This window comes from Rhodococcus sp. 66b, from assembly GCF_002076325.1.
In the GTDB taxonomy this organism is placed as follows: domain Bacteria; phylum Actinomycetota; class Actinomycetes; order Mycobacteriales; family Mycobacteriaceae; genus Rhodococcus_F; species Rhodococcus_F erythropolis.
On record NZ_MUZB01000011.1, the window covers coordinates 19,930 to 45,302 of the forward strand.

A 25,373-nucleotide genomic window follows, 5' to 3' on the forward strand; every position below is an offset into this window, starting at 1 on the left:
GTCTGCTGACCAAGACCAGGATGCACAGTGCGTATTCCGTTAGATCCGCGTAACCGCAAGCGGAAGGTCAACCCAGACGGCACCATGTCGTTGGTCGACCACCTGTACGAATTGCGGACTCGTTTGTTGTTCGCATTCCTCGGCGTGATCATCACCACGGCGTTCGGCTTCTTCTGGTACTCACACTCGATACTCGGTCTCGAGAGTCTGGGCGATCTACTTCGTGGTCCGTACTGCGAGCTTCCGTCCGAGAGTCGCGCCAACCTCAGCACCGACGACGCGTGCCGATTGCTGGCAACCGGGCCGTTCGAGCAGTTCATGCTGCGATTCAAAGTGGCGCTCACCGCCGGCATCGTTCTTGCCTGCCCGGTGTGGCTTTACCAATTGTGGGCATTCATCACCCCGGGCCTCTACGCCAAAGAACGTCGATACGCGGTCGGATTCGTCACCGCCGGTGCCGCTCTCTTCATTCTCGGCGCGATCCTGGCGTACCTCGTCGTGGCGAAGGCTTTGCACTTCCTCCTGACCATCGGTGACAACGTCCAGATCACCGCGCTCAGTGGTTCGGAGTACTTCGGCTTCATCATCAACCTGCTGCTCATCTTCGGTGTCAGCTTCGAAATTCCACTGCTCGTCGTCGTGTTGAACTTTGCCGGCATTCTGACGTACGAGCGTTTGAAGGCCTGGCGTCGAGGATTGATCTTCGGGCTTTTCGTATTTGCTGCAGTCGCCACGCCGGGTTCGGATCCGTTCTCGATGCTGGCGCTCGCGCTGGCCCTGACGCTTCTCTTCGAGGTCGCTGTTCAGATCGCTCGCCTCAACGACAAACGTAAGGCCAAGCGAGCCGGTGAAGACTGGGGCGCACTGTCCGACGAGGAAGCTTCCTCCATCTCGTCTCCGTCCGATCTGAACGAGGCTTTCGACAATCCGACCAAACCCAAGGCCGAATCGAGTGGATTGTTCGGACGTAAGTCCAAGTCCAAGGCTCCGGTTGCGGAGAAATCCGACACCGGCGGCGACAACGCGCCCGGTCAGGATTTCACTGACACCCTCTGAGCGCCGTGCCACCACGTCGGCGGCGTGTGAAACCCTGACGAGGTGGTTATGAACAAGAGTGAACTGAGCACGTTTGCGTCCAGCCTGAAGTTCGAACTCGATCCATTCCAGGTGAAGGCATGCGTTGCGCTCGAAGCGGGCCACGGAGTCCTTGTCTGCGCGCCGACCGGTGCAGGCAAGACCGTGGTCGGCGAGTTCGCTGTCCACCTGGCTCTCGCGGCGGGCCGCAAGTGTTTCTACACGACGCCGATCAAGGCGTTGAGTAATCAGAAGTACGCAGAACTCGTCGAGCGGTACGGCCCGAGCGAGGTCGGCCTGCTGACGGGTGATTCGAGTATCAACTCCGACGCACCGGTGGTCGTCATGACCACTGAAGTCCTGCGGAACATGCTCTACGCAAATTCCGAGGCACTGCGCGGGCTTTCGCACGTCGTCATGGACGAAGTGCACTACCTGGCGGACCGGTTCCGTGGTGCGGTGTGGGAGGAAGTGATCCTGCACCTGTCCGAGGATGTTCGGCTGGTGAGTTTGTCGGCGACCGTGAGCAATGCCGAAGAATTCGGCTCCTGGATGGAAACCGTCCGCGGCGACACCACCGTGGTCGTCGACGAGACGCGGCCGATCCCGCTGTGGCAGCACATCATGGTCGGTCGACGGATCTTCGATCTCTTCGACAGCCGCAGTCATCCTGCCGCTGGGCCGAAGACCGTGCTCGTCGATCAGGATCTGGTTCGCCACGTCAAGCAGCGTCAGGCTCTCGAACGCGTCGAGAGCTGGCAGCCGCGTGGCCGCGGGCGTCGTGGCAGCTACCAGAGTTCCAACGATTTCCGACCCTTGCCACGACCTGACGTCATCGCGCAGCTGGACCAGTCCGGACTGCTCCCGGCGATCACCTTCATCTTCAGCCGCGCCGGTTGTGATGCGGCTCTTGCACAGTGCCTGCGGTCCCGACTGGATCTGACTTCGCCGGAGCAGGTTCGCGAGATCGACACCATCATCGAGAAACACACCGGGGAACTACCCGAGGAGGATCTCGAAGTTCTCGGATATCGGGACTGGTGCAAGGCACTGCGACGCGGACTGGCCTCTCACCATGCCGGCATGTTGCCGGCATTTCGCCAGACAGTCGAGGAACTGTTCGTCAAAGGTCTCGTGCGTGCGGTCTTCGCGACCGAGACGCTGGCCCTCGGCATCAACATGCCGGCACGCACGGTGGTCCTCGAACGTCTGGTCAAGTACAACGGTGAATCGCATGCCGAACTGACACCGGGGGAGTACACGCAGCTGACCGGTCGGGCAGGCCGACGCGGCATCGACGTCGAAGGGCACGCTGTGGTCCTGTGGCAGCCCGGGGTCGAGCCCACGGATGTCGCCGGCTTGGCGTCGACCCGGACGTTCCCGCTCCGCAGTTCGTTCCGCCCCTCGTACAACATGTCGATCAACCTCGTCGAACGCATGGGCGCGGCCGATTCACGGAAGCTGCTCGAGCGTTCCTTCGCACAATTCCAAGCGGATCGCTCGGTGGTCGGCCTGGTGCGTGGCATCGAGCGGAACGAAGAAGCCCTGAAGGGTTTGCAGGAGAAACTCGGCGGTGCGGACGGCGAATACTTCGAATACGCGTCGTTGCGTGAGCGGCTCAGTGCGCGCGAGCGCGCGCTCGAACGTAAGGGCCGCGAAGATCGACGCGGAGATGCGGTGGAGTCCCTCCGTGCACTCGCCCGCGGTGACGTGATCGCAATTCCCATCGGTCGTCATTCCGGGGTGGCAGTGGTCCTCGTCCCGGACAACGATCCGAAGGACCCGCGTCCGCTGGTTCTGACTGCCGATCAGTGGGCCGGCCGACTCTCCTCGGGTGATTTCCCGGAAGCAGCCGACGTTCTGGGAAAGATGCGCCTGCCCAAGCATGTCGATCACCACACCGCAAGGATCCGGCGCGATCTGGCCTCGGCGTTGCGTAGTACCGGGATCAGTGCCCCCCGGCGGAAGAAGCGCCACAAGGCGGGCGCGTCCGAAGACGCCGAGGTCGCTACTTTGCGACGCGCTATTCGCTCGCATCCGTGCCACAGCTGGCCCGATCGTGAACATCTGAGCCGGATCGGTGAGCGCTACAACCGGCTGGCCCGGGAAACGCAGTCGATGAGGGAAAAGGCAGCGGCCACCACCAACTCGTTGGCGCGGACGTTCGACCGCATCATTGCGCTACTCAAAGAGCGTGAGTACATGACTGCCGAAGCAGCGCCCGAAGTCACCGAATCCGGACGACGACTCAGCCGCATCTACTCCGAAAGCGACCTTCTGGTCGCCGAGTGCCTGCGGACCGGGGCGTGGACAGGTCTCAGCCCGGCCGAGTTGGCGGCCGTCGTCTCCTCGGTGGTCTACGAATCACGTCGGGACGGCGACACCGTTGATCGGGTGCCGACAGCGGCGCTTCGTCACGCCCTCAACGACACTCAACGATTGTGGAGCGAACTGCGGTCGGACGAGATTCGCCACAAGCTGCCGCCGACGCGGGAACCGGATCTCGGATTCGTCACCGCCGTTTATCACTGGGCGAGTGAGAACTCGCTTGTCGACGCACTGATCGCGGCCGGAGTACAGGGCCGTGCGCTGTCTGCGGGTGACTTTGTACGTTGGTGTCGTCAGGTGATCGATCTCCTCGATCAGGTCCGCCTGACATCGACGGATGCCGACGTCGCGAAGACTGCGGCGCGGGCGGTAGCTGCAATTCGTCGCGGGGTAGTTGCTGTCGACGCAGCATGACCGCAACTATGTGGTTTGATTCGCAGACTGGTATTTCGAGTGGGAGGCGAACATGAGCGGGCCTTACGGACCGAACGATCCGAATCGGCAATGGGGTCCTGGTGATCAGCAGCAGCCGAACGAGCAGCAGTGGGGGCAGAATCCTCAGCAGCCGGGCGGTCAGCAGCAGCCTGGTCAGCAGCCCGGCCAGCAGCAGCCGTGGGGTCAGCCTGGTCAAACACCGCAGCCCGGTCAACAACCCGGCCAGCAACAGCCGTGGGGACAACCTGCCTACGGCCAGCCCGGGCAGCCTGGTGGTCAGCCTGCGTACGGTCAGCCGCAGCAACCTGGACAAGGACAACCCGGCCAGCAACAGCCGTGGGGACAACCCCAGCAGCAGCCTCCCGCTCAGCCGTGGGGTCAGCCCGGGCAACAGCAGGCACCTGACGCAACCCAGGCCTGGGGTCAGCCGCCTGCTGCCGCACCTCAGCAGGCATGGGGCGCCGCCGCTCCCGGCCAAGCGCCGGGACAGCAGAATCAGTGGAACCAGGCTCAGCCGTTCCCGAGTCCCGGTGCGCCCGGAAACCAGTCGGGTAAGTCGAAGAAGCCTTTGATCTTCGGTGCGATCGGTGTTCTCGTCGTTCTTGCTGCTGTCGTGGTGGCCCTGGTGTTCGGTGTCTTCGGCAAGAACACACTCGATCAGAGCGCGGCTCAGGCCGGCGTCGAGAAGATCGTCACCGAGTCCTACGGGGCAAAGAACGTGAGCAACGTTCAGTGCCCCGCGGACCAGGAAGTCAAGTCAGGCAACAAGTTCACCTGCACGCTTTCGATCGCGGGTGTGAAGTCGAACGTGACTGTGACGTTTGTCGACGACAACGGCACGTACGAGGTCAGCCGCCCGAGCTGACGCTCTACTGGTCGGAACGGCCTGCCGCCGCAGCCGCGAGCGCGGCGGCAAGCCGTCCGGCCGAGCGCTCGATGTTCAGCGAGGCCGCCACTTCCTCGAAGCGTGCGGGATCGACGGGGGCCGCCGGGAGTTGGTCGTCCTTCGAGAACTGAACGTCCGCGTCGCGAACCACTCGTACTACCGGCAACGCAGCATCAAGGTAAGCGATGGCCTCTGGTGAGGTGAGTTTTGCGCGAATTCCCTTGGCCATGTCGGATTCCGGATCAGCTGCGGCCGCGCGAAGTCCGGCCAACGAGCCGTAGCGCAGCATCAACGTCGACGCAGTCTTCTCACCGACACCCTTGATGCCGGGTAGACCGTCGGAGGCGTCTCCGCGCAGTACCGCGAGTTCGGCGTATGCCTCGCCCGCACGGTCACCGGGTACTCCGTACTTCTCGGCAACCTCGACCGGTCCGAAGAGTTCTGCCTTGGACAAGCCACGGCCCACGTAGAGGACACGAACGGGCACGTACTCGTCGGTGACGACCTGCAGAAGGTCTCGGTCACCACTGACGACGACGGTGAGATCTTCGCGCTCGGTGGCGGCAAGCGTTCCCAGCACGTCGTCGGCTTCGAGTCCGACGGCACCCGCCGTCGCGATTCCTGCTGCTGCGAGCACGTCCATGATCATGTCGACCTGAGGCGTCAACGTGTCCGGAACTTCTTCGGACGAACCGTCAGAGCCTTCTTCGACGCGATGCGCTTTGTACGTCGGGACTGCATCGACGCGGAACTGCGGTCGCCAATCCAAGTCCAGGCACACCGCGAGACGACTCGGCTGGTGTTTGGTGATCAGGGAAGCCACCATGTCGGTGAAACCGCGCACGGCGTTGACAGGTCTTCCGTCGGGGTCGACGAATGACTCGGGCAGCGCGTAGAACGCACGAAACCACAGGCTGGCACCGTCGAGGAGAAGCAATGGCCCACTCATGGTCACCATCCTGCCAGTCGGCACTAACCTGTAAGCCATGACGTCTCCAGCCGAACAGGATTCCCGATTCTCCAGCGCCGTCTACGGCGCACGTATCGCTCGCGCCGCGGAGTTGGCTCGATCAGCAGGACTCGACGGTCTGGTGGTGACTCCAGGCCCGGATCTGCGGTACCTGACGGGTTCTCGGGCCGACTCGTTCGAGCGCTTGACCGCGTTGGTCATCGCTGCGGACACGGCGAAGGCGTCTGTCGTGCTTCCTCGCTTGGAGTTGGCGTCGTTGAAGGAATCGGCGGTGGGCGATCTCGGGCTGACCGTCCTCGACTGGGTCGACGGTGTCGACCCGTATGCGATTGTGGCGGCGCAACTCCCGACCGGCGCCAAGGTTGCGGTGACGGATGCGATGCCTGCATTGCACCTGATCCCGCTCGCAGACACCTTGGGCGCGTTGCCGATCCTCGCTACCGGCGTCTTGCGTGAATTGCGGATGGTCAAGGACGACGCCGAGATCGAGGCGTTGCGACGGGCCGGTGCGGCGATCGACCGTGTTCACGCCCGCATGGCCGAGTTCTTGATCGTCGGCCGTACGGAAGCCGAAGTGGGCGAGGCAATTTCGGAGGCGATTCTCGAAGAGGGGCACACCGAGGCCGCGTTTGTGATCGTCGGATCAGGCCCGCACGGCGCCGATCCGCATCACGAGGTTTCGGACCGGGTGATCGAGAGCGGCGATATCGTGGTGATCGACATCGGCGGACCGGTCGAGCCCGGCTACAACTCGGATTCCACCCGCACGTACAGCATGGGACAGCCGTCCGCCGAGGTATCAGCGCAGTTCGCGGTACTCGAAGCGGCACAGCAGGCTGCCGTCGATTCGGTGCGGCCAGGAGTATCCGCAGAATCCGTCGACGTTGCCGCCCGCGAAGTGCTTGCCGCACAAGGTCTTGCGGAGGTCTTCGTTCACCGCACCGGTCACGGTATCGGGCTGTCCGTGCACGAGGAGCCGTACATCGTCGAGGGCAACACCATCGAACTCGTCGAAGGTATGGCCTTCAGCATCGAACCGGGAATCTACTTCCGCGGCAGTTGGGGTGCCCGTATCGAGGACATCGTTGTCGTGACCGCCGACGGTTGCGAGTCGTTCAACAACCGTCCGCACGGCCTGACTGTCCTCGGCTGATCAGCTTTCCTTGAACGCCGCGGACCCGAGGATGCGTGTGACGTCGATTTCGATGACCACGCGCGCTGGGTTGACCCGTGGCTGGCGGTACCGCTCGGCATAGCGCCGAACGGCGTCGGCCACGGAGTCCTCGTCGGCGAGCACGCGTGCCGGCCCTTCGAGCGTGAGCCAGCGACCACCGTCGACCGAACTGACTGCGGCGTATCCGCCACGCGCTGCGTTTATCGCCTTCTGTGAACCACCGCTGGTGATCACGCGCGCCTTTCCGGCTTCCTGGTCCCAGGTGAACCCGACGGCCACGACGTGTGGGGTGCCGTTCGGACGCAACGTCGTGAGTGTCGCGAGGTGGTATTCACCGACGAACTTCAGCCCGTCTTCGGTGAGAGTCTGCTGTGCCGATGGCGTGGTGGAGGGGGTGAGCGTCATGCCACGACGGTAATCCAGGACACTGGAGCGGTGACTGCGGGTGCGAACGTGAATGACATCGAGACGGTACTGCTCCTCGGCGGACGAAGTGAGATCGGCCTCGAGATCGCGGTCAGGCTCGCGCCGGGCCGCAACATCGTTCTGGCTGCCAGACGCAGCGGCGAGCTGTCGGAGCAGGAGCAGATGCTCAGGAATGCCGGAGCGGTCGGCGTCTCCACCGTCGAGTTCGACGCCGACGCCGTCGACACGCACGGAGACCTCCTGGGCGCCGTAGTCGCCGAGCACGGTCGGATTTCGGTTGCAGTGCTGGCTTTCGGAATTCTCGGCGATCAGGCGCGTGCCGAAACCGACGCGGCGCATGCGGTCGCGGTGGTGCACACCGACTACGTGGCTCAGATCAGCATCCTCACGCACCTCGCGGAGATCATGCGCCGACAGGGAACCGGAAAGATCGTGGTGTTCTCGTCCGTCGCCGGCGTTCGGGTTCGCCGCGCCAACTACGTCTACGGGAGCGCAAAGGCCGGCTTGGAAGGTTTTGCCAGCGGTCTGGGCGACGCGCTGCACGGTTCGGGCGTGCAGTTGATGCTGGTACGGCCAGGGTTCGTCATCGGGAAGATGACCGAGGGAATGTCGCCTGCCCCGATGTCGAGCACTCCGTCGCAGGTCGCCGACGCCGTCGTACGGGGACTGAACTCCGGGGCAACGCGGGTGTGGGTTCCGCGAATTCTGCAGCCGGTGTTCTTCGTCATGCGGCTTCTGCCTCAGACGATCTGGCGCCGGATGCCGCGATGACCGCACACCCGGTGGTGATCGTCGGCATCGGCGCCGACGGCTGGGAAGGGCTGTCCGAGAGCGCGCAGGGTGCAATCCTCGGTGCGGAGGTCCTGATGGGGTCGCCGCGCCAGCTGGACTTGGTCCCGGCGGCACATCTCGGGGCACGGCGTGCGCCCACCCGGCTCACCTGGCCGTCTCCGATGATTCCGGCGTTGCCGTCGATGTTCGCAGAGAACGCGGACCGCAAAGTATGTGTGCTCGCCAGCGGTGACCCGATGTTCCACGGCCTCGGTGTCACGTTGGTCCGGCTGCTCGGCGCGGACAACGTGCGAGTGATCTCGCACCCGTCGTCGGTGGCGTTGGCGAGCGCGCGAATGGGATGGGCATCGGCCGAGATCGACGTCGTGAGCCTGGTGAACCGAGACTCGGCGACCGTCTTGGCGGCAGTGGTCGATGGCGTGCGCCTGTTGGTTCTGAGTAACGGGCGCTCGACACCGGGGGAGGTGGCTCGTCTGTTGTCCGGCGCGGGTTTCGGACGATCGACTCTGACTGTACTGGCCCAGCTGGGCGGGGCCGAGGAATCGCGGACCGTCACGGTGGCAGACGAGTGGGATCACGCGGACGAGGACGTGGACGCGTTGAACGTTCTGGCCGTCGAGTGCATCTCGGTCGATCATCCGTTGCGGCTGACTCGAATCCCGGGTCTACCGGATGCTGCGTTTGTCGGCGACGGTCAGATGACCAAGCAGGAGATCCGCGCATTGACGTTGTGTGCACTCGCACCGGCGCCGGGAGAACACCTCTGGGACGTCGGCGGAGGGTCGGGCACCGTCGCCATCGAGTGGATGAGAACCCACCCGCGTTGCACTGCAACAGCATTCGAGAAAGTGGCGAGCCGGGTATCGCAGATCGGTGCCAATGCACTCAATCTCGGCGTGCCTGCGTTGGCAGTGAAAGGGACCGCGCCCGAGGCGTTTGCGGAAGAGGTTCGGCGTCCCGATGCGGTGTTCGTCGGCGGCGGCGTCACGCAACCGGGAATGCTCGAAGCGTGCTGGGAGCAGTTGAGCGTGGGCGGGCGTCTGGTTGCCAACGCCGTGACCGCCGAGTCCGAATCGTTGCTGCTCGGCTGGATGAGTCGCCAGGGTGGGACGCTGCGACGCTTTCAGGTGCAGCGCGCCGAGCCTTTGGGCGCGTTCAACGTTTGGCGACCGCAACTTCCGGTGGTCCAATGGTCCGTCACAAAAAGTCAGCCGTCTGCAGGCGCAGACACAGATACGCCGGAGGAATCCACACAATGACCGTTCATTTCATCGGTGCGGGTCCCGGTGCGGCAGATCTGATCACTGTCCGCGCGCAACGCATCATCGCTGCGAGCCCTGTGTGCTTGTACGCCGGCAGCCTTGTCCCGGCGGAGTTGCTCGAGTGGTGCCCGGTCGGGGCGCAGGTCGTGGACACTGCTCGCCTGAGCCTGGACGAGATCACCGCAATCCTTGTCGAAGCGGATTCCGCCGGGCTGGACGTCGCGCGTCTGCACTCCGGTGATCCGTCGATCTTCAGCGCGGTGGCCGAGCAGGCTCGTCGCCTGGACGCCGCGGGTGTCGATTTCGACATGATTCCCGGTGTTCCTGCATTTACCGCGGCAGCAGCTGCACTGGGGCGTGAGTTGACCGTCCCAGGCGTCTCGCAGACCATTGTTCTCACCCGAGTCTCCACCTTGTCGACGGCAATGCCGGAGGGCGAGGATCTGCGGTCCCTGGGCCGCAGCGGCGCAACGATGGTGGTTCACCTCGGCGCTCATCGCATCGAACAGATCGCATCCGAGTTGGCCGACAATTACGGCGAGGACTGCCCGGTGGCGGTCGTCGCCTTCGCCTCGCGGCCCGAGGAGATCGTTGTTCGAGGCACTTTGAAGACGATCGTCGAACTTGTTCATGCAGCCGGCATCACGAAGACGGCCGTTGTGATCGTCGGCCGAGTGTTGACTGCTGAAGGATTCCCGGACAGCTATCTCTACTCGGCGGCGCGTGAGAGAAGCACACACTGACCCCGACGGGTACTCGTCGTCGCGTGCTCTTGCTCGGCGGCACGGGTGAAGGTCGAGTGATCGCTTCTCGGTTGGCCGATTCAGCCGACCTCGAAGTTGTCACATCGCTGGCCGGCCGGGTTCGTGATCCTCGATGGCCGGAGGGGGAAGTACGCATCGGTGGGTTCGGGGGAGCCGAAGGCCTCTCGGAGTGGTTGTCGAACAACGATATTCGTGCAGTGCTGGACGCCACACATCCGTTTGCCGCTCGCATCACCAAAAATGCATTCGACGCGTGCCTCGCGAATTCCGTTCCGTACGCCATGTACCGACGCCCCCCGTGGCGCGAGCAACCCGGCGACACCTGGCTTCCGGTACGCGATCTCGATCACGCCGCAGAATTGGTGCCGACGATCGGCTCACGCGCTTTTCTGACGATCGGGAGGCAAGGAGTTTCGGCGTTCGACCGCGTGAAGAACGTCTCGTTTCTCGTGCGTTCCATCGATCCGCCTTCAGGGACATTGCCGCCTCATTCGCAATTGCTGCTCGCACGTGGCCCATTCGACGTCGAAGCGGAAGTCGATCTGATGAGAACTCACGGCATCGACGTCGTGATCACCAAGAACAGTGGCGGCGAGCAGACGTACGCAAAGATCGCCGCCGCCAGGCAATTGTCGATCCCGGTGATCGTCGTCGAACGACCACCGATCCCGGCGACCGCTCCGGCATTCGACACCGAAGCCGGGGCGGTGGACTGGCTCACGGCTTTCGGTAGTGGAACGGCGCTGTGAGGCCGACATCGCGTTCGCTTCAGGTTCGTCTAAGGTTCCGTGACCATACTGGAGGGATGTTGGGATCTTTCGACGCCGCACTGCGGGACCGCGCATGAGAGTGTCGGTTCCCGGAATGAGCCGTCGAAAACCATCGGGAATTCACGTGCGGACGCTCCACGCGCGCGTAAAATTGCTGACTGCAGGGCTGGTGGCGATCGCGGTGATCGTGTCGGCGTCGGCGGTGTACATCGTGTTCAACGCGTATTTGCAAGGCAACGTCGATCGACAACTCGAGCGCACGAGTGACGCGATCACCGACACCGTCAATTTCGGCGGTGTCACACCGGTTCTGGGATTGACGGCCGGCGCGGATACAGCGGTCATCCAGGCGGTGGGGCTTCTCACTGCCGACGGCGCCTTGGTGACGGCGACTCCCGGTCTGCCGCCGTTCAGCACCAGCGCAGACGCCATCAGGTCGATCGCAGACGGCAATTCGTCGCAGACGATCGCAACCGTCGATGCGTATCGAATTCTTGTCGAGCCCTCGGTTGCGGGCCAAACTTTGGTTGTCGCCCAATCCTTGGGGCCGACCCGTTCGGTCCTCAAGCGACTCGCAGTGGTGTTGGCGGCACTCGGGGCGGCCGGAATCGCACTCGCCTATGCGGCCGGAGATGCTGTGGCACGCACAGGATTACGACCAATTGCGCGACTCACTGCGGCAACGCGGCGGGTTGCCGAAACGGATGATCTTGCGCCGATTCCGGTGACCGGCGACGACGAGTTGGCGTCGTTGACAGTCAGTTTCAATCGGATGCTCGGGACGTTGTCGGAATCGCGGGCGCGCCAGAGAAGTCTGATCACCGAAGCGGGCCAGGACCTTCTGGCTCCGTTGACTGCACTTCGCACCAATATCGAGTTGTTGATGTCTTTCGATACCAAGTCCGGCGCGATTTCCGAGGCAGATGCAACGCAGTTGCGTGAGGAAATCACGGACCAGATGATGGAGTTGACGCTCCTAGTCGGAGACTTGGTGGACCGTGCGCGGGTTGACGAAAGCACGTTGGGGAGAGGAGATTCCCTCTAAATCGGACGTCTGACCAGCGCCTTTGTTGCATTCGTAATTGAAGCAATGGAAGGAGCGCTGGTAATGTGGGGCAATTGTGAAGTTTTTGGGTATAGCTGGAGTGTGGCGCGAACCGTGGGGTTTGCTGGGCGGGGGCCTTTGGAGGACGAGAGGGATTCAGTGGTCAAGCAAGCACGCGCCGAGCTGACTCGGCAGCAAATCGTTGCCGGCGCGGCCGCGCAGTTCGAGAAGACTGGTTACGGCAGCACCAGCATGGCCGACATAGTCTCGGGGGCCGGTACTACCAAGGGCGCGTTGTACTTCCATTTCGCGTCGAAGGACGAGCTCGCGCAATTCATCATTGCCGAACAGCATCGGCTCTCGATCGAATCGGTGCAGGCGATTTCCGCGACGGGCAAGGACCCGTTGGAACAGATGATCATGCTCACGCACGAAATGGCACGTCAGATTGTCGACGAGCCGATCGTTCGCGCGGGCATTCGCCTGACGCTGGAACTGAGCACGTACGAGGGGCCGGTGGAACCGTACGCCGAATGGATCTCGGCAATCACGGATCTCACCGCCAGAGCTCAGGCGGAAGGTGAAATCCGAAAATCGGTCAGCGCAGAATCGTTCGGCAGGTTCATGCCCTCGGCATTCACCGGGGTACAGCTGGTTTCGAACGTTCTCACCCGACGCTCGGACCTTCCGGATCGTGTCGACGAGATGTGGCAGATCCTGCTTCCGGGAATCGTCAGCGACGAACTTTCCGGTGACATCGAGCGCCTCGTCAAGTCGCGGTGGACTCCGGCGGCGGCGTAGCCTGCGGGACATGGCCGTCACGCGGATAGTTTCGGATCTGTCGAGTAGTTCACTCGAGGCCGCGCAGCGCTTCTACACCGAAGTGCTGGGCCTCGAAGTTGTCATGGATCACGGGTGGATCGTGACGTTGGCTTCGCCGACGGATCCGTCCTTGCAGATCAGCGTCATGACGCACGACGCTCATGCCCCCGTCGTGCCGGACGTCTCCGTCGAGGTGGACGATCTCGACGCAGCGTACGAGGCCGCGGTGCAGCGCGGCGACACGATCGTCTACCCCGTCACCGAGGAGCCGTGGGGTGTGCGCAGGTTCTTCGCTGCCGACCCCGACGGTCACGTGATCAACATCCTCAGCCACCGACGCGAGCAGTGATGGTGTCCGGCCCGGGCGGACTGACGTACCTCGAGGTGGGCGCGACGGCAGGCGTTCTCCCCGCTGGCTATCACCACGTTCACGAGAGCGCGACCGTCGGATCCGGACGTGAAGATTTCGAGGTCGCAGCTCGTACCGTCCTGGAATGGGGAATGCACCGCGGAGCCGGTCTGACCGTCCGTACGGCAGCCCCGACCGCGGTGGCAGGTCAGGATGCGACTTTCGGACTCGGTCCGGTGACTATCCCGGTTCGGATCGTCTATGTCGTCGACGACCCCAATCGCAAGGGCTTCGCGTACGGAACCCGCGCAGGCCACCCCGAATGCGGGGAGGAGTTGTTTGTCGTCCAGTTCGACGAGACCAGCCAAGCGGTTCGTATCGAGATCGTCGCATTCTCCAAGCCTGGAACGTGGTGGGTGCGTCTCGGCGCTCCGATCGGACGTCGAGTTCAGGCGTTTGTGACGCGCCGCTACATCCGTGCCGTCCGCGCGAGCGTCGACCGATCGCGGGTCTGACCGCTGTCGGGCGCGCTGGAAAAATGATTGGACGAGCTTCGGTTCGGGTTGATAGCTTGTGCGAGACCGTGACAACACGCCGGGAGGTGAGACCCATGAACGCTGTAACCATGTGGGTGCTCCCACTCGTGTTCACGGATCGGCGATTGACGTAGGTGTCGCCGGGAGCGCCTCGAGTAGGCAATCCCGAAAGGTAACACCATGCAATCCAATTCTCAGACCATCGAATTCACTTCCGAGACGACGTTGAACGGTGTCGTCGAACGCCATTTCATTCTGGACGACATCACCGGTGTGCTCTGGTCACCCGCGTCCGGATCTGTCGAATCACCCCTTCTGCTGTCCGGGCACTCCGGCGGCATGCACAAGAAGGCACCAGGACTGGTTGCCAGTGCGCTCCACAGCGTGAGCTCCCACGGGTTCACAGTCGCCGCGATCGACGCGCCCGGACACGGCGACCGGCCGCGGAACACACAGGACGAACAGTGGGTCGAGGCGATCCACCAGGCTAGGGCGGCCCACGAGCCGATCGCCCCGATCGTCGTCGAGTACAACCGATCGTTGGCGGAGCGTGCAGTGCCGGAATGGCAGGCGACCATCGACGCTCTGCAAACACTGCCCGACGTCGACGCCGACGCTCCGATCGGCTTCGGCGGCGTGTCGCTAGGGGTCGTGACCGGGCTGATGTTGGCCCCGGTCGAATCCAGGATCGCTGCCGTGAGCTTCGGGGGAGTTTTTGTGGACGACTCCCTCATCGAGGCAGCGCGAAAGCTCACGGTCCCGGTCGAGTACCGGATCCCTTGGGACGACAAGGATTACGACCGCACGTCAGGGGTGGCGTTGTTCGATGCCTTCGGCTCGAAGGAGAAGACGCTGCACGCCTACTCGGGCAGGCACTATCCGGTGCCCGACTACGAGCGCGACAGTTCGGCTCGGTTCTTCGCCCGCCACCTCGGCGGGAGCGGTGGCGCTCCTGTGAGCTGACGTGAACACGTATCGGCGTCCGGCCTGTGTCGGACGCCGATACGAAGTCGACCATTATGGCGTGACCGCCCGGACTCCGCGACGCGCTCACAACGGGGAGGACACAGGCCCAGTCGGTGAGCAGATCGTCGAACACGTCGACACCGTACTGACGGGAGTTTTTCACTAATGTCACCCGGGCCGGTTCCCGCGTCCGACATAGCCCGTTTGTGGTCAGCGTTGATGATCTGTTGCGTCAGTTAGCAATTCGGCGACCAGATCGAAGTCGTCGGCGGCGATATCTCGGTCGCCCGCTGCTCGGATCCGCTGGAGAGATTGCTCTCGTCTCTCCTTGAACCACAGATTGACGTGAAGGGCGATGTCGCGGGCAACGGCAATATCGACGGAGCTGATTTGCGCCATCGCCGCGGGGCGGGTGGCTGCGTCGAGCGCGAGGTGCACGATGTCGAGAAGGTCAGTGCCTTGTTTGTCTCCGGAACGATTCATCACCGCCTGAAGTTTCATCGCGATAAGTGGGCCCGGCTCGGCAACTGGGGTGGTGACCTCGACAAGATTGCCGTGGGCCCGGATCACCGCGATGGTCATGTCGCTGGCGGTGTCGTTGGCCCACGCGTGCGCTGAAGCGTGGAGACGATCGCCAGGATCGTCGCTGGGGTGGTCGATCTCGATCTGACGGACTTCGAGCACGTCGACCTTCACTGATCCGTACGGCGTGGGCAGTAAGACGGCTGCCGGCTCGACAGGCTCAGCGCCGTTGGCAGAACGCAGGACTTCGAGTTGGGGGATATCGCCGAGAAGTCGATCCACAAGATCGAGGTCGACCGTGGCTCGGTGGGGATTCGACAACCGCGACAATACGGCGAGTCCGCCTACGATGACAGGCGGCCCCCCGAGCAGTGAGCGGACCTCGATAACACCCTGAACTACGGCGGCCATCGCATCACCGGCAAAGGTAACTCGGCTACCAGACACGGGTCCACCGGACGTCGGGTGTCCATGCGTCCAAGATCTCCCGGCCGCGTCCGGCGTCTTGGGCGAGATCGAGTGCGACGAACAACGGATGTGTGAGTGGCCATTCGAGCGCGTTGGAGTCGAAATTGACGCGGTGATTCACGGCTGCGGGTACAGGCGCGACCCGCAACGTGGCCTTCGCCTGCATCGCAGAGGCTGAAGTTCCCAGCAGGGTAGTAGCGCGCCGGAGGGTCGAAGGGTCGGGGACAAAGAAGTCGAGGGTTTGGTCTGAGCGGAAAGCCAAGGGCGCACCGTACATAGCGGCCGCCGCAGAGTCGGTCAAAGCCCAACCCGGTTCCTTCTCGAGTGTGTCGAGATTGAGCCGCAGTGGTCGCATCAAAGTTGCATCGCCCCGAGACGGGAGCGCAGCTAAGTGAACGCGGGGTTTCGGCCAGCGCTCGGCGACCTGCCAGAACAGGTCGGTGCTCGTCGGCATATTCCTCGCATCGACGAAACCGTCGCGGCGCAGGGCAGCCAGTATCTCCGAGACCGTGCTGGGGGAACGACCCAACTCCCGCGCGAGCTCACGCACCGCGAAAGTTCGCTCGGGATGCATGAGCACTGAAACTGCGACCTCGAGGCCGGCCTTGCCGCTGAGTGCTTCCGACCGTTCAAGGCGTTTCTGGAGCGTCTTTACTTCGGCGTCTATGACCATGCTGCCTGTACGGATGGCAAGTCGTCCGCGGAGATCGAGGTAGCCGCAGCGTCGCTGGACGAGGATCGCGCGCGCGGTTTCGGTGAGGCGGTCCGATACGACAAACAATGTCGTGTCCGTGGACTGGTTTTCGGTGAGTAGTCGTTCGGCAACCTGGTCGGTGACCAGAGAGCGGTACTTCATCTGGATTGGGACGGCAAGACCGTCTGGGTCCAGCACAAGGTCGATGCCGGTGCCGGGTTCGCGGATTGGTGGTTGGGCGTCGATGCCCAATTCTGCGAAGGCGTCGATCACGAAAGCCTCAACGGCGGAAGCCTGGTTGTTCACGCGTGTATCGTTTCAGCATGTTCGGTGTTCGGTCAATACCGAACACCGAACATGGTTGATTGCAGCTCTTCGCGCATTCACATCATGTCGGTACTTGAGCGGGCCGATATCGCACGGCGACTGCACCCGACTGGAACTCGTGGCGGTCGACGAGTTCGAGTTGGATGCGCTCGCGCAGGCCCGCGAGCAACGTCGGTCCGTGTCCGGCGAGGACCGGTTGCACAAGGAACTCGTACTCGTCGATCAGTCCCAGGTCTGCCAATGCCAGGGGGAGTGTCACGCCGCCAACCCACAGGCCTTCGCCGGGCTGCTCCTTGAGTCGCTGAACTGCTGGCCCCAAGTCGCCCAGCACCAGGTCGGCATTCCAATCGACCCCGCTCAGCGTGTTCGACACGACGTACTTCTTCGCCCGGTCCATTGCCTCGGCGAACGGGATCTCCCACTCGTCCATCCAGTCAGGCCACGCGCCCGTTGCGGGCCGCCGCCACGCCGACTCCATCATCTCGTAGGTCACCCGGCCGAACAGCAAAGCATCGGCGCGTTCCATCTGAGCGGTCCAGTAGCGCATCGACTCCTCGTCGGGTGGGAGCCCCGCCTCGTGATGGCAGCAGCCGTCGAGGGTGACGTTGATCGAGTATCGAAGTGGTCTCATCTCGTTGTTCTCCCCTGATACGCGCAGAGTGACAGCACCGGACCGTACTCAGACTACTGCCGGGCCGTCGGTGTAGATCAGGTTCGGGACCTGGAGTCACGCGGGGGTCGACCGAACAGCAACCAGGCGAGCGCGCTAATCGTGATGAAGATCCAGGCAAGAACGAAGACGGTGAAGGTGATGTCCATCCAAAGCGGAATGGTGGGTTTCTGGGTCGATTCGTTCACGCTTCCAGACCACTTTCGACGACTGTGCCTTGATGAAACAACACGCTCCATCGATTCTCGGTGAACCGCCAGATGGATGATCGCTCGGTGACACGATGCGCCTGCGCCAGCCGGTACGTCACCAGATACGTGTCAGGCGCGATCCTGCTCAGTGCTGGCCGGTCAACCCTCCACCCGAGTTCGGCGGCGTCGTTCACCTCGCCGCGGAGGCGTCGGCGCTCAACTACCGACTGCACGTAGTCGCGAGTGTATCGAGCGCCGGAGGCTCCGATCTCCCGGAACTCCGGGTCGACGACCGCATCGAACTCGTCTCGTGACATCGCTACTCGAGTTCGGTGAAACAGAGGTTCGAACTCCATCAACTCGTCGAGGATCGGGCGCAACTCGTGCGGGGTCGTCACGACTGCTCCGAGAACTGCGCCTTCATCTCGATACCTATCTCCGCGTGCCGCAGGAGGAAGGCCTTCTCGTCATACCCCTTGCGTCGCAACCAGAGAGTGACCTCGCTGTTGCATTTGCTTGCATTGCACGAGCGGCACGCCGGTGCGATGTTGTCGAGCGTGTAGCGCCCACCGCGGGAGATCGCCAGCACACAGTCACGCTGCGGCGACTCGTCCGGCTCGCCGCAGTACGCGCAGCCACCCCAGGCCGCTTTGAGCGCGGACCACTGCTCGACGGACAGGTCGTGCTCCACCAGATCCATTCGGCGTTTGCGTTTGCGCGCGTATCTGGCTTTCCGGGTCCGGTTGACGGGCATGACGCCATGCTATCGCCGAGTGGTGGTTACTCCGGGTAGCGCCGCGGGGTGAACACCTGACGGCCCGAACCGGTTTCGACGACCGTGGTCATCGATGAGCCGACGATCAGCAGCGTCCGCATGTCGATCTCGGAAGGCTCGAGCTCACCGAGGGTTACGACGCGAACTGATTCCTCGGCGCCGGCAACATCGCGCCCGATGACAACAGGAGTCTCGGGGGAGCGGTGTTCGAGCACGAGGTCCTTCATGGCTTGGACCTGCCACGTCCGGGACTTCGACGCCGGGTTGTAGACCGCAAATGCCATGTCTGCGGCTGCAACTGCCGAGATACGGCGCGCGACGACATCCCACGGCTTGAGGCGATCAGACAACGAGAGCACCGCATAGTCGTGCCCGAGGGGAGCGCCGACGCGACTGGCGACAGCGTTTGCCGCCGTCATACCGGGAAGGATGCGGACCTGGACGTCGCGCCACTGGTCTTCGGCGGCAACTTCGAGAACTGCTGCAGCCATGGCGAATACGCCGGGATCTCCCGACGAGACGACAGCTACACGGGCGCCGTTCTTCGCCAGGTCCAACGCCATCGCGGCGCGTTCGGCTTCGACGCGGTTGTCGCTGGAATGGCGCCGCTGGCCCGGACGCGTCGGCACGCGATCGACGTAAGGGCCGTAGCCGACGAGGTCGGTGGCCAACGAAAGCTCATGCGCCACTTCGGGTGTGGTCCAGGCGGTGTCGCCCGGTCCGAGTCCGACCACGACCACCTCGCCGCGGGATTCGGTTGCTGGTCGAGGGTTGTTCGACGGGCTAGGAACGATGGCGATCGAGAAGTACGGAACTCCGTCCGGGTCGACCTCGGCAGCGGATTCGACGCGTTGACGTGTGGTGCTCGCGCGCTCGACGTAGTGCGCTTCATCCAAGCGGCCGGAATCCTCGAGCGATTGCAGGACCGGTGGGAACGTACGTCCGAGCTTGAGGATGGCTGCGGCGTCGGTTTCCTTGAGCCGCCTGGTCAGCTCGGCCTGCGGCAATGTTCCGGGCAGGATCGTCAGGATCTCTTCACCCTCGACCAGCGGCTTTCCGAGTGCAGCAGATGCCGCGCTGACGGAGGTGACGCCGGGAATCACTTCGGCGTCGAAGCGATCGGCCAGCCTCTTGTGCATGTGCATGTAGGAGCTGTAGAAGAGCGGATCGCCGGCGGCGAGCAACGCGACGGTTCGACCGGCCGCGAGGTGAACTGCCAGCCGTTCGGCAGCCGCTTCGTAGAATTCGTCCATCGCGCCCTGGTATCCGCCGGGATGATCAACGGTCTCGGTGGTCACGGGGTAGACGAGGTGTTCTTCGATCTGTCCTTCGCGCATGTACGGCGCTGCAACTCCGCGGGAGATGCTCTTGCCGTGCCTCGCGGAGTGGAACGCAACCACATCGGCCTCGCCGATGACGCGGGCGGCCTTGACGGTCACCAATTCGGGATCGCCGGGGCCGATACCGACACCCCAGAGCTTGCCTGCACTCATTCGACTTCGCTCGCAATCGCATTGACGACGGCCGCGGTGATCGCGCTGCCGCCGCGTCGGCCGCGGAGAACGAGATGATCGATCCCGCTGGCGTGTTCGATGAGGGCTTCCTTCGACTCGGCAGCGCCGATGAAGCCGACCGGACCTCCGACGATGGCGGCCGGACGGGGTGCGCCGGCTTCGATGAGGTTCAGGAGATGGAACAGTGCGGTGGGTGCGTTTCCGATCGCGACAACAGCGCCCTCGAGCTTGGCTCCCCACAGTTCGAGAGCAGCCGCCGAGCGAGTGTTGTCGATGGTCGACGCCAGCACGGGAACCCGCGGATCGCCGAGGGTGCAGATGACGTCGTTACCGGCGGGCAGACGCTTGCGCGTGATGCCGGCAGCCACCATCTGGGCGTCGCAGAAAATCGGCGCGCCGTCGCGCAGAGCTGCGCGCGCAGCCGAGACGACACCGGGTGTGAAGGCGACGTCGTCGACGAGATCGACCTGGCCACTTGCATGAATCATGCGCACTACAGCTTGCGAGACATCCGCCGGGAAACGGCTCAGGTCGGCTTCGGCCCGAATGGTGGCAAAGGACTGGCGATAGATTTCCGCGCCGTCACGGATGTACTCGATCATGTGCCACACGATAGAGGCATCACCGATCGGCCGGATTCACCCGGTAACCGTCACCCGTCGCAATCACATCCGCTACGTCCCCGCGGGGACGTCCGCAGCTGCGGTCGCACCCGGCCCAGTGCTGGCGCCCGACGACGGGCAGTTCTGCCTGCTCGACGGCGGTGATTGCGTCGGTGCGCACATCGGCGAGCGACTTCTCGCATCCCGGGCTTCCGGTGCAGGCGGTGACGTCGAGCCACGGTGAGTTCTCGTCGAAGATCAACCCCATCGGCGCCAACACCCGGACTACCTGCTCGGCAGCCCATTCGTCGAGGTCGAAGATGTGCACCGATCGCCACGGCGTCACGACAACGGGCTTGTCGACGGCGGCCAGGAACTCGGCCAGCCGAGCGTCGAGCAGCCCGAATCGCAAGCCTCCGCCCAGGGCTACGGTCCCGTCGCGCTGCTCGAGCCAGCCGATGGTGGGCCGTGTATCCGGCGTGAGGTCCGCCGCACCGGTGGACTCGGCGCTCAGACCCAGCTGCTCGAGGGTGCGTTCGATTCCGTCCGGAACCTCGGCCAGGCGCCAGTGCTTGTCGCGGACGTAGAGGAATGATCGAGCCGCCTCGAGGAGCAATTCGACGGCGTCGTCCGCCTGGACGCGGTGAGTGGTGTGGTGACCGGCGAGCACCAGTGAATGCTCGGTGGCGCTGCGCGCATGGAGCCCGAAATCGCCCCGTAGCCCGGTGATGTCTCCGCGCCCGTCGTCGAGGGTGAACAGGGTTCGCCCTGGCAGATCCGCCAATGCTTGATCCGCTTGGATCGCCGAATCGAGACGGTGGACCAGTTCACGAATGTCGGCTACGCCCCCGATACGGCCGGACAGTGGGGACGCGAGGATGTTGCGCACTCGCTCGTGCGTCGCGGACGGCAGCAGGCCGGCCGAAGCGATTCGCGACGCGAAGGCTTCGGGGTCCGAGACCGAGCGCAGTTGGACGTTGCCCCTCGAGGTGAGTTCCATCTGCCCGTTGCCGAGATCGCGCGCTGCGACGGCGAGCGTCTGCAATTGGACCGGGGTGAGGAGTCCGCCGGGTAGGCGCACGCGTGCCAGTGCGCCGTCGGCGGCGTGGTGAACTTGCAGTGCACCCGGGCACGCGTCTGGCTGTGAACGGTCCGTGGGCATGGCTCCAGGGTACGACCTGTCATGAGTGCCTTCTGCGGACCGGTAGCATCACCACCACCAGTGACGGCAGTTGAGGAAACCGGTGAAAGTCCGGTGCGGTCGCGCCACTGTGAGTGTTGCTCGAGCGGGACGTGTTTCCGCTCGGAAACACGAGTCAGACCCTCAACCGCCGTCGATGACAGATCTGTGCCACGGGGCGCGAAACCCCAGGAAGGCTTCACCCGTGATTCTTCTGCTCTCCACGTCCGACACCGATCTGCTGAGCGCCCGCGCCAGCCAGGAAGCCGGCGACGGCGTCTCCTATCGCTGGGCCAACCCCTCACGCTTGCTGGTCTCGGAGGACTTGCCGCCCTTGCTCGACGGCGTCGACCTCGTGATCGTTCGTATCCTCGGCAGCCGTCGCAGCTGGGAAGACGGCCTGGACATGGTCCTCGCCTCCGGACTGCCCGTAGTCGTTCTCGGCGGCGAGCACGCGCCGGATGCCGACCTCATGGAGTGCTCGACGGTCTCCGCCGGTGTTGCTGCCGAGGCGCACAACTACCTGGCTGAGGGTGGCACACAGAATCTGGCACAGCTGCACCACTTCCTATCCGACACCGTCCTGCTCACCGGCCACGGTTTCGAGCCGCCGGCTCACCTGCCTTCCTGGGGCATCGCTGATTTCGCGCCCGATCTCGACTCGGCGAGCGGTCCGGTCATCGCAGTTCTGTACTACCGCGCCCAGCATTTGGCCGGAAACACCCGGTACATCCAGGCGTTGTGCGACGCGGTCGCCGAGGCCGGTGGCACCGCGCTGCCGATCTACTGCGCATCTCTGCGAACCGCAGAAGCCGAACTTCTGAGCACGCTCCGCCGCGCCGACGCTATGGTCGTGACGGTTCTTGCTGCCGGCGGCACCAAGCCCGCCACCGCGTCCGCTGGTGGGGACGACGAAGCCTGGGATGTCGCCGCACTCGCTGCACTCGACGTCCCGATCCTGCAGGGGCTGTGCCTGACCAGTAGCCGCGCCACCTGGGACGAGAACGACGACGGCCTGTCGCCTCTCGACGTCGCGACGCAGGTGGCGGTGCCGGAGTTCGACGGGCGCATCATCACGGTCCCGTTCTCCTTCAAGGAAATCGACTCCGACGGACTGTCCACGTACGTCCCCGATGTCGAGCGCGCTGCCCGTGTCGCCGGCATCGCAGTCCGTCACGGCAAGCTTCGCCACATTCCGACCACCCAGCGTCGGGTTGCTCTGATGCTCTCGGCGTACCCGACCAAGCACGCCCGTATCGGCAACGCCGTCGGCCTCGACACTCCGGCGAGCGCAATCGATCTGCTCACCGAAATGCGTTCTGCCGGTTACGACCTCGGTCCGGTCGACGGTCCTGACGCAGTTCCCGGCCTGGCAGCCAAGGACGGCGATGCGCTGATCCACGCCCTGATCGCGGCCGGCGGACAGGATCCCGACTGGCTTACCGCCGAGCAGCTCGAGGGCAATCCGATCCGCATCTCGGCAGCGAAGTACCGCGACTGGTTCGCCACCCTGCCCGAGGAACTGCGCAGCGGAGTCGAAGAACACTGGGGCACAGCGCCCGGCGAGTTGTACGTCGATCGCTCGCAGGATCCGGACGGCGAAATCGTCATCGCGGCACTGCGATTCAACAACATCGTCCTCATGGTCCAGCCGCCACGGGGATTCGGTGAAAAGCCTGTCGCGATCTACCACGACCCGGATCTGCCGCCGAGCCACCACTACCTCGCGGCCTACCGCTGGATCGCTGCCACCCCGGACAACGGCGGATTCGGCGCCGACGCCGTTGTGCACCTCGGCAAGCACGGCAACCTCGAATGGTTGCCGGGCAAGACGCTAGGCATGTCCAGCAACTGCGGCACCGACGCAGCGCTCGGCGACCTGCCGCTGATCTACCCGTTCCTGGTCAACGACCCGGGCGAGGGAACACAGGCCAAGCGTCGTGCTCACGCGACGCTCGTCGATCACCTGATCCCGCCGATGGCCCGTGCCGAAAGCTACGGCGACATCTCCCGCCTCGAGCAACTGCTCGACGAGCACTCCAACATTTCCGCACTCGATCCGTCCAAGCTCCCGGCTATTCGCCAGCAGATCTGGACACTGATGCGTGCCGCCAAGATGGACCACGACCTCGGCCTCGCCGAGCGGCCTGAAGAAGACGTGTTCGACGACATGCTCCTGCACGTCGACGGTTGGCTGTGCGAGATCAAGGACGTCCAGATCCGCGACGGTCTGCACATTCTCGGCCGTGCACCCCAGGGCGACGCCGAAATCGAACTGGTCCTCGCCATGCTGCGTGCCCGTCAGATGTGGGGCGGCGAACAGAGCGTCCCCGGTTTGCGTGAAGCACTCGGGCTCAGCGAAGACGGCGACGAGTCGCGCAGCCGTGTCGACGACGTCGAGGAAAAGGCGCACGCACTGGTTCGCGGCATGTACGACGCCGATTGGAACCCCGCTGCGGCAGAACAACTCAGCGACGACGAGACCGTCGTGAAGATCCTGCAGTTCGCGGCCACCGAAGTGGTTCCGCGTCTGCGGCAGACGGACAACGAGATCAAGCAGGTCCTGCACGCGCTCGACGGCGGATTCATCGCCGCGGGTCCGAGCGGTTCGCCGCTGCGCGGCCTGATCAACGTTCTTCCCACTGGTCGTAACTTCTACTCCGTCGACCCCAAGGCAGTTCCTTCACGCCTGGCGTGGGAGACCGGTCAGGCGATGGCCGAGTCGCTCGCCGCTCGCTATCTCGCCGATCACGGCGAGTACCCGCGCTCGGTGGGTCTGTCGGTGTGGGGAACCGCCGCAATGCGTACCTCCGGCGACGACATCGCCGAAGTGTTCGCGCTCCTCGGTGTTCGCCCCGTCTGGGACGAAGCAAGCCGACGCGTCGTCAACCTCGAAGTCATCGATCTCGAAGAACTGGGCCGCCCGCGCATCGACGTCACCGTCCGCATCTCCGGATTCTTCCGTGATGCGTTCCCGCACGTGCTCGCACTGCTCGACGACGCCGTTCAGCTGGTCGCGGCACTGGACGAGACGGACGAGCAGAACTACGTGCGCGCCCACGCACAGGCCGACCTTGCCGAGCACGGCGACGCCAGGCGTGCGACCACCCGTATCTTCGGTTCGAAGCCCGGAACCTACGGCGCCGGACTGCTGCAACTCATCGACTCCAAGACCTGGCGCGGTGACGACGACCTCGCCGAGGTGTACACCAACTGGGGCGGCTTCGCGTACGGCCGTGGGCTCGACGGAATCCCGGCAGCCGACGACATGCGCAGTGCTTACCGTCGAATCAACGTGGCGGCCAAGAACACCGACACACGTGAGCACGACATCGCCGATTCGGACGACTACTTCCAGTACCACGGCGGCATGGTTGCCACCGTGCGCGCGCTGACCGGAAAGTCGCCCGAGGCATACATCGGCGACAGCACTAGGCCGGAATCGGTTCGCACACGCACACTTTCGGAAGAGACCGCACGTGTCTTCCGGGCGCGCGTGGTCAATCCCCGCTGGCTCGACGCGATGCGCCGTCACGGGTACAAGGGTGCCTTCGAGATGGCAGCCACGGTCGACTACCTCTTCGGGTACGACGCCACCACCAACGTGGTCGCGGACTGGATGTACGAAAAGCTCGCCGAGACCTACGTTCTGGACGAGCAGAACCAGAAGTTCATGACGCAATCCAATCCGTGGGCACTACACGGAATCGCCGAGCGGCTCCTCGAAGCCGCCGAGCGCAACATGTGGGAGCACCCCGAGCAGAAGACACTCGACGGCTTGCGTCAGGTGTACCTCGAAACCGAAGGCGAACTCGAGGGGGAGTAAACCTC

Annotated in this window: 25 protein-coding genes and 1 riboswitch; of the genes, 14 read left to right on the top strand and 11 right to left on the bottom strand. The window is 64.0% G+C overall.

Translation table 11 applies throughout. The features are described from left to right. Positions 1–27 precede the first annotated feature (27 nt). From tatC to B0E55_RS20630, 3 genes are read left to right on the top strand one after another with little or no spacing between them, the layout of a single operon-like run. Entirely contained in the window at positions 28–1,056 is a 1,029-nt protein-coding gene (gene tatC, locus B0E55_RS20620; protein ID WP_019748510.1) for a twin-arginine translocase subunit TatC, read from the top strand. A 48-nt stretch (positions 1,057–1,104) separates the two neighbouring features. Beyond that, entirely contained in the window at positions 1,105–3,816 is a 2,712-nt protein-coding gene (locus tag B0E55_RS20625; RefSeq protein WP_021344319.1) for a DEAD/DEAH box helicase, read from the top strand. Between the two features lie 52 nt (positions 3,817–3,868). Further along, positions 3,869–4,702 (top strand): DUF4333 domain-containing protein, encoded by an 834-nt coding sequence (locus tag B0E55_RS20630; protein ID WP_020907805.1) that lies wholly within the window; start codon positions 3,869–3,871, stop codon positions 4,700–4,702. A 4-nt stretch (positions 4,703–4,706) separates the two neighbouring features. On the opposite strand, the gene B0E55_RS20635 is transcribed toward B0E55_RS20630, so the two are convergent. Further along, positions 4,707–5,672, bottom strand: a complete 966-nt coding sequence (locus tag B0E55_RS20635; protein WP_047888175.1) for a 5'-3' exonuclease — start codon at positions 5,670–5,672, stop codon at positions 4,707–4,709. 37 nt (positions 5,673–5,709) lie between these two features. Between B0E55_RS20635 and B0E55_RS20640 the strand changes: the two genes are divergently transcribed. Beyond that, positions 5,710–6,846, top strand: a complete 1,137-nt coding sequence (locus tag B0E55_RS20640; RefSeq protein ID WP_020969665.1) for a M24 family metallopeptidase — start codon at positions 5,710–5,712, stop codon at positions 6,844–6,846. Here B0E55_RS20640 and B0E55_RS20645 read toward each other — a convergent pair whose 3' ends face one another. Beyond that, positions 6,847–7,272: a PPOX class F420-dependent oxidoreductase gene (locus B0E55_RS20645; RefSeq protein ID WP_019748505.1), complete on the bottom strand. Its 426-nt coding sequence runs from the start codon at positions 7,270–7,272 to the stop codon at positions 6,847–6,849. 30 nt (positions 7,273–7,302) lie between these two features. Between B0E55_RS20645 and B0E55_RS20650 the strand changes: the two genes are divergently transcribed. The 9 genes from B0E55_RS20650 (at position 7,303) to B0E55_RS20690 (ending at position 14,596) form a co-directional block, all read left to right on the top strand. After that, complete coding sequence (locus B0E55_RS20650) at positions 7,303–8,064, top strand: SDR family NAD(P)-dependent oxidoreductase (RefSeq protein ID WP_021344316.1); 762 nt, start codon at positions 7,303–7,305, stop codon at positions 8,062–8,064. Further along, positions 8,061–9,344: a precorrin-6y C5,15-methyltransferase (decarboxylating) subunit CbiE gene (gene cbiE / locus B0E55_RS20655; RefSeq protein WP_080910368.1), complete on the top strand. Its 1,284-nt coding sequence runs from the start codon at positions 8,061–8,063 to the stop codon at positions 9,342–9,344. The genes B0E55_RS20650 and cbiE overlap by 4 nt, the downstream gene beginning before the upstream one ends. Then, positions 9,341–10,090, top strand: a complete 750-nt coding sequence (gene cobM / locus B0E55_RS20660; RefSeq protein ID WP_080910369.1) for a precorrin-4 C(11)-methyltransferase — start codon at positions 9,341–9,343, stop codon at positions 10,088–10,090. The genes cbiE and cobM overlap by 4 nt, the downstream gene beginning before the upstream one ends. A gap of 23 nt (positions 10,091–10,113) precedes the next feature. Then, positions 10,114–10,860, top strand: coding sequence for a cobalt-precorrin-6A reductase (locus B0E55_RS20665; protein WP_080910370.1), 747 nt, complete (start codon positions 10,114–10,116; stop codon positions 10,858–10,860). A gap of 145 nt (positions 10,861–11,005) precedes the next feature. Next, positions 11,006–11,926: a HAMP domain-containing protein gene (locus B0E55_RS20670; RefSeq protein ID WP_230091155.1), complete on the top strand. Its 921-nt coding sequence runs from the start codon at positions 11,006–11,008 to the stop codon at positions 11,924–11,926. 159 nt (positions 11,927–12,085) lie between these two features. After that, a complete protein-coding gene (locus tag B0E55_RS20675) occupies positions 12,086–12,727 on the top strand; it encodes a ScbR family autoregulator-binding transcription factor (RefSeq protein WP_019748499.1) in 642 nt (213 codons plus the stop codon). 10 nt (positions 12,728–12,737) lie between these two features. Continuing rightward, positions 12,738–13,097 carry a VOC family protein gene (locus B0E55_RS20680; protein ID WP_019748498.1) on the top strand — a complete coding sequence of 120 codons (360 nt, stop codon included), beginning with the start codon at positions 12,738–12,740 and terminating at the stop codon, positions 13,095–13,097. Next, positions 13,097–13,612 (top strand): DUF1990 domain-containing protein, encoded by a 516-nt coding sequence (locus B0E55_RS20685; RefSeq protein ID WP_029538145.1) that lies wholly within the window; start codon positions 13,097–13,099, stop codon positions 13,610–13,612. Before B0E55_RS20680 ends, B0E55_RS20685 begins: the two co-directional genes overlap by 1 nt. A gap of 201 nt (positions 13,613–13,813) precedes the next feature. Continuing rightward, complete coding sequence (locus tag B0E55_RS20690) at positions 13,814–14,596, top strand: alpha/beta hydrolase (RefSeq protein WP_037134312.1); 783 nt, start codon at positions 13,814–13,816, stop codon at positions 14,594–14,596. A 213-nt stretch (positions 14,597–14,809) separates the two neighbouring features. On the opposite strand, the gene B0E55_RS20695 is transcribed toward B0E55_RS20690, so the two are convergent. The 9 genes from B0E55_RS20695 to cobG all read right to left on the bottom strand — a co-directional run bounded on the left by B0E55_RS20695 (position 14,810) and on the right by cobG (position 21,524). After that, entirely contained in the window at positions 14,810–15,568 is a 759-nt protein-coding gene (locus B0E55_RS20695) for a nucleotidyl transferase AbiEii/AbiGii toxin family protein (RefSeq protein ID WP_029538141.1), read from the bottom strand. Continuing rightward, the gene (locus B0E55_RS20700) at positions 15,558–16,589 is read right to left on the bottom strand and encodes a helix-turn-helix domain-containing protein (protein WP_019748494.1); all 1,032 of its coding nucleotides are present in this window, start codon (positions 16,587–16,589) and stop codon (positions 15,558–15,560) included. The genes B0E55_RS20695 and B0E55_RS20700 overlap by 11 nt, the downstream gene beginning before the upstream one ends. An 82-nt stretch (positions 16,590–16,671) precedes the next feature. Then, the gene (locus B0E55_RS20705; RefSeq protein WP_080910371.1) at positions 16,672–17,241 is read right to left on the bottom strand and encodes a dihydrofolate reductase family protein; all 570 of its coding nucleotides are present in this window, start codon (positions 17,239–17,241) and stop codon (positions 16,672–16,674) included. Positions 17,242–17,318: 77 nt separating this feature from the next. Then, entirely contained in the window at positions 17,319–17,468 is a 150-nt protein-coding gene (locus B0E55_RS31935) for a hypothetical protein (protein ID WP_175470295.1), read from the bottom strand. Next, positions 17,465–17,869, bottom strand: a complete 405-nt coding sequence (locus tag B0E55_RS20710; protein ID WP_020907789.1) for a nuclear transport factor 2 family protein — start codon at positions 17,867–17,869, stop codon at positions 17,465–17,467. Before B0E55_RS20710 ends, B0E55_RS31935 begins: the two co-directional genes overlap by 4 nt. Further along, a complete protein-coding gene (locus B0E55_RS20715; RefSeq protein WP_019748490.1) occupies positions 17,866–18,225 on the bottom strand; it encodes an HNH endonuclease in 360 nt (119 codons plus the stop codon). Before B0E55_RS20715 ends, B0E55_RS20710 begins: the two co-directional genes overlap by 4 nt. 26 nt (positions 18,226–18,251) lie before the next feature. Continuing rightward, on the bottom strand, positions 18,252–19,739 hold the full coding sequence (gene cobJ, locus B0E55_RS20720; protein WP_080910372.1) for a precorrin-3B C(17)-methyltransferase: 1,488 nt from the start codon (positions 19,737–19,739) through the stop codon (positions 18,252–18,254). Further along, a complete protein-coding gene (locus tag B0E55_RS20725; protein WP_007729839.1) occupies positions 19,736–20,362 on the bottom strand; it encodes a precorrin-8X methylmutase in 627 nt (208 codons plus the stop codon). Before B0E55_RS20725 ends, cobJ begins: the two co-directional genes overlap by 4 nt. Before the next feature lie 19 nt (positions 20,363–20,381). Further along, positions 20,382–21,524, bottom strand: a complete 1,143-nt coding sequence (gene cobG / locus B0E55_RS20730; RefSeq protein ID WP_080910373.1) for a precorrin-3B synthase — start codon at positions 21,522–21,524, stop codon at positions 20,382–20,384. Between the two features lie 51 nt (positions 21,525–21,575). Then, positions 21,576–21,708: riboswitch (cobalamin riboswitch) on the top strand. 39 nt (positions 21,709–21,747) lie between these two features. On the opposite strand from cobG, the gene cobN reads away from it, so the two are divergent. Then, complete coding sequence (gene cobN, locus B0E55_RS20735; protein ID WP_070797025.1) at positions 21,748–25,368, top strand: cobaltochelatase subunit CobN; 3,621 nt, start codon at positions 21,748–21,750, stop codon at positions 25,366–25,368. Positions 25,369–25,373: the final 5 nt, after the last annotated feature.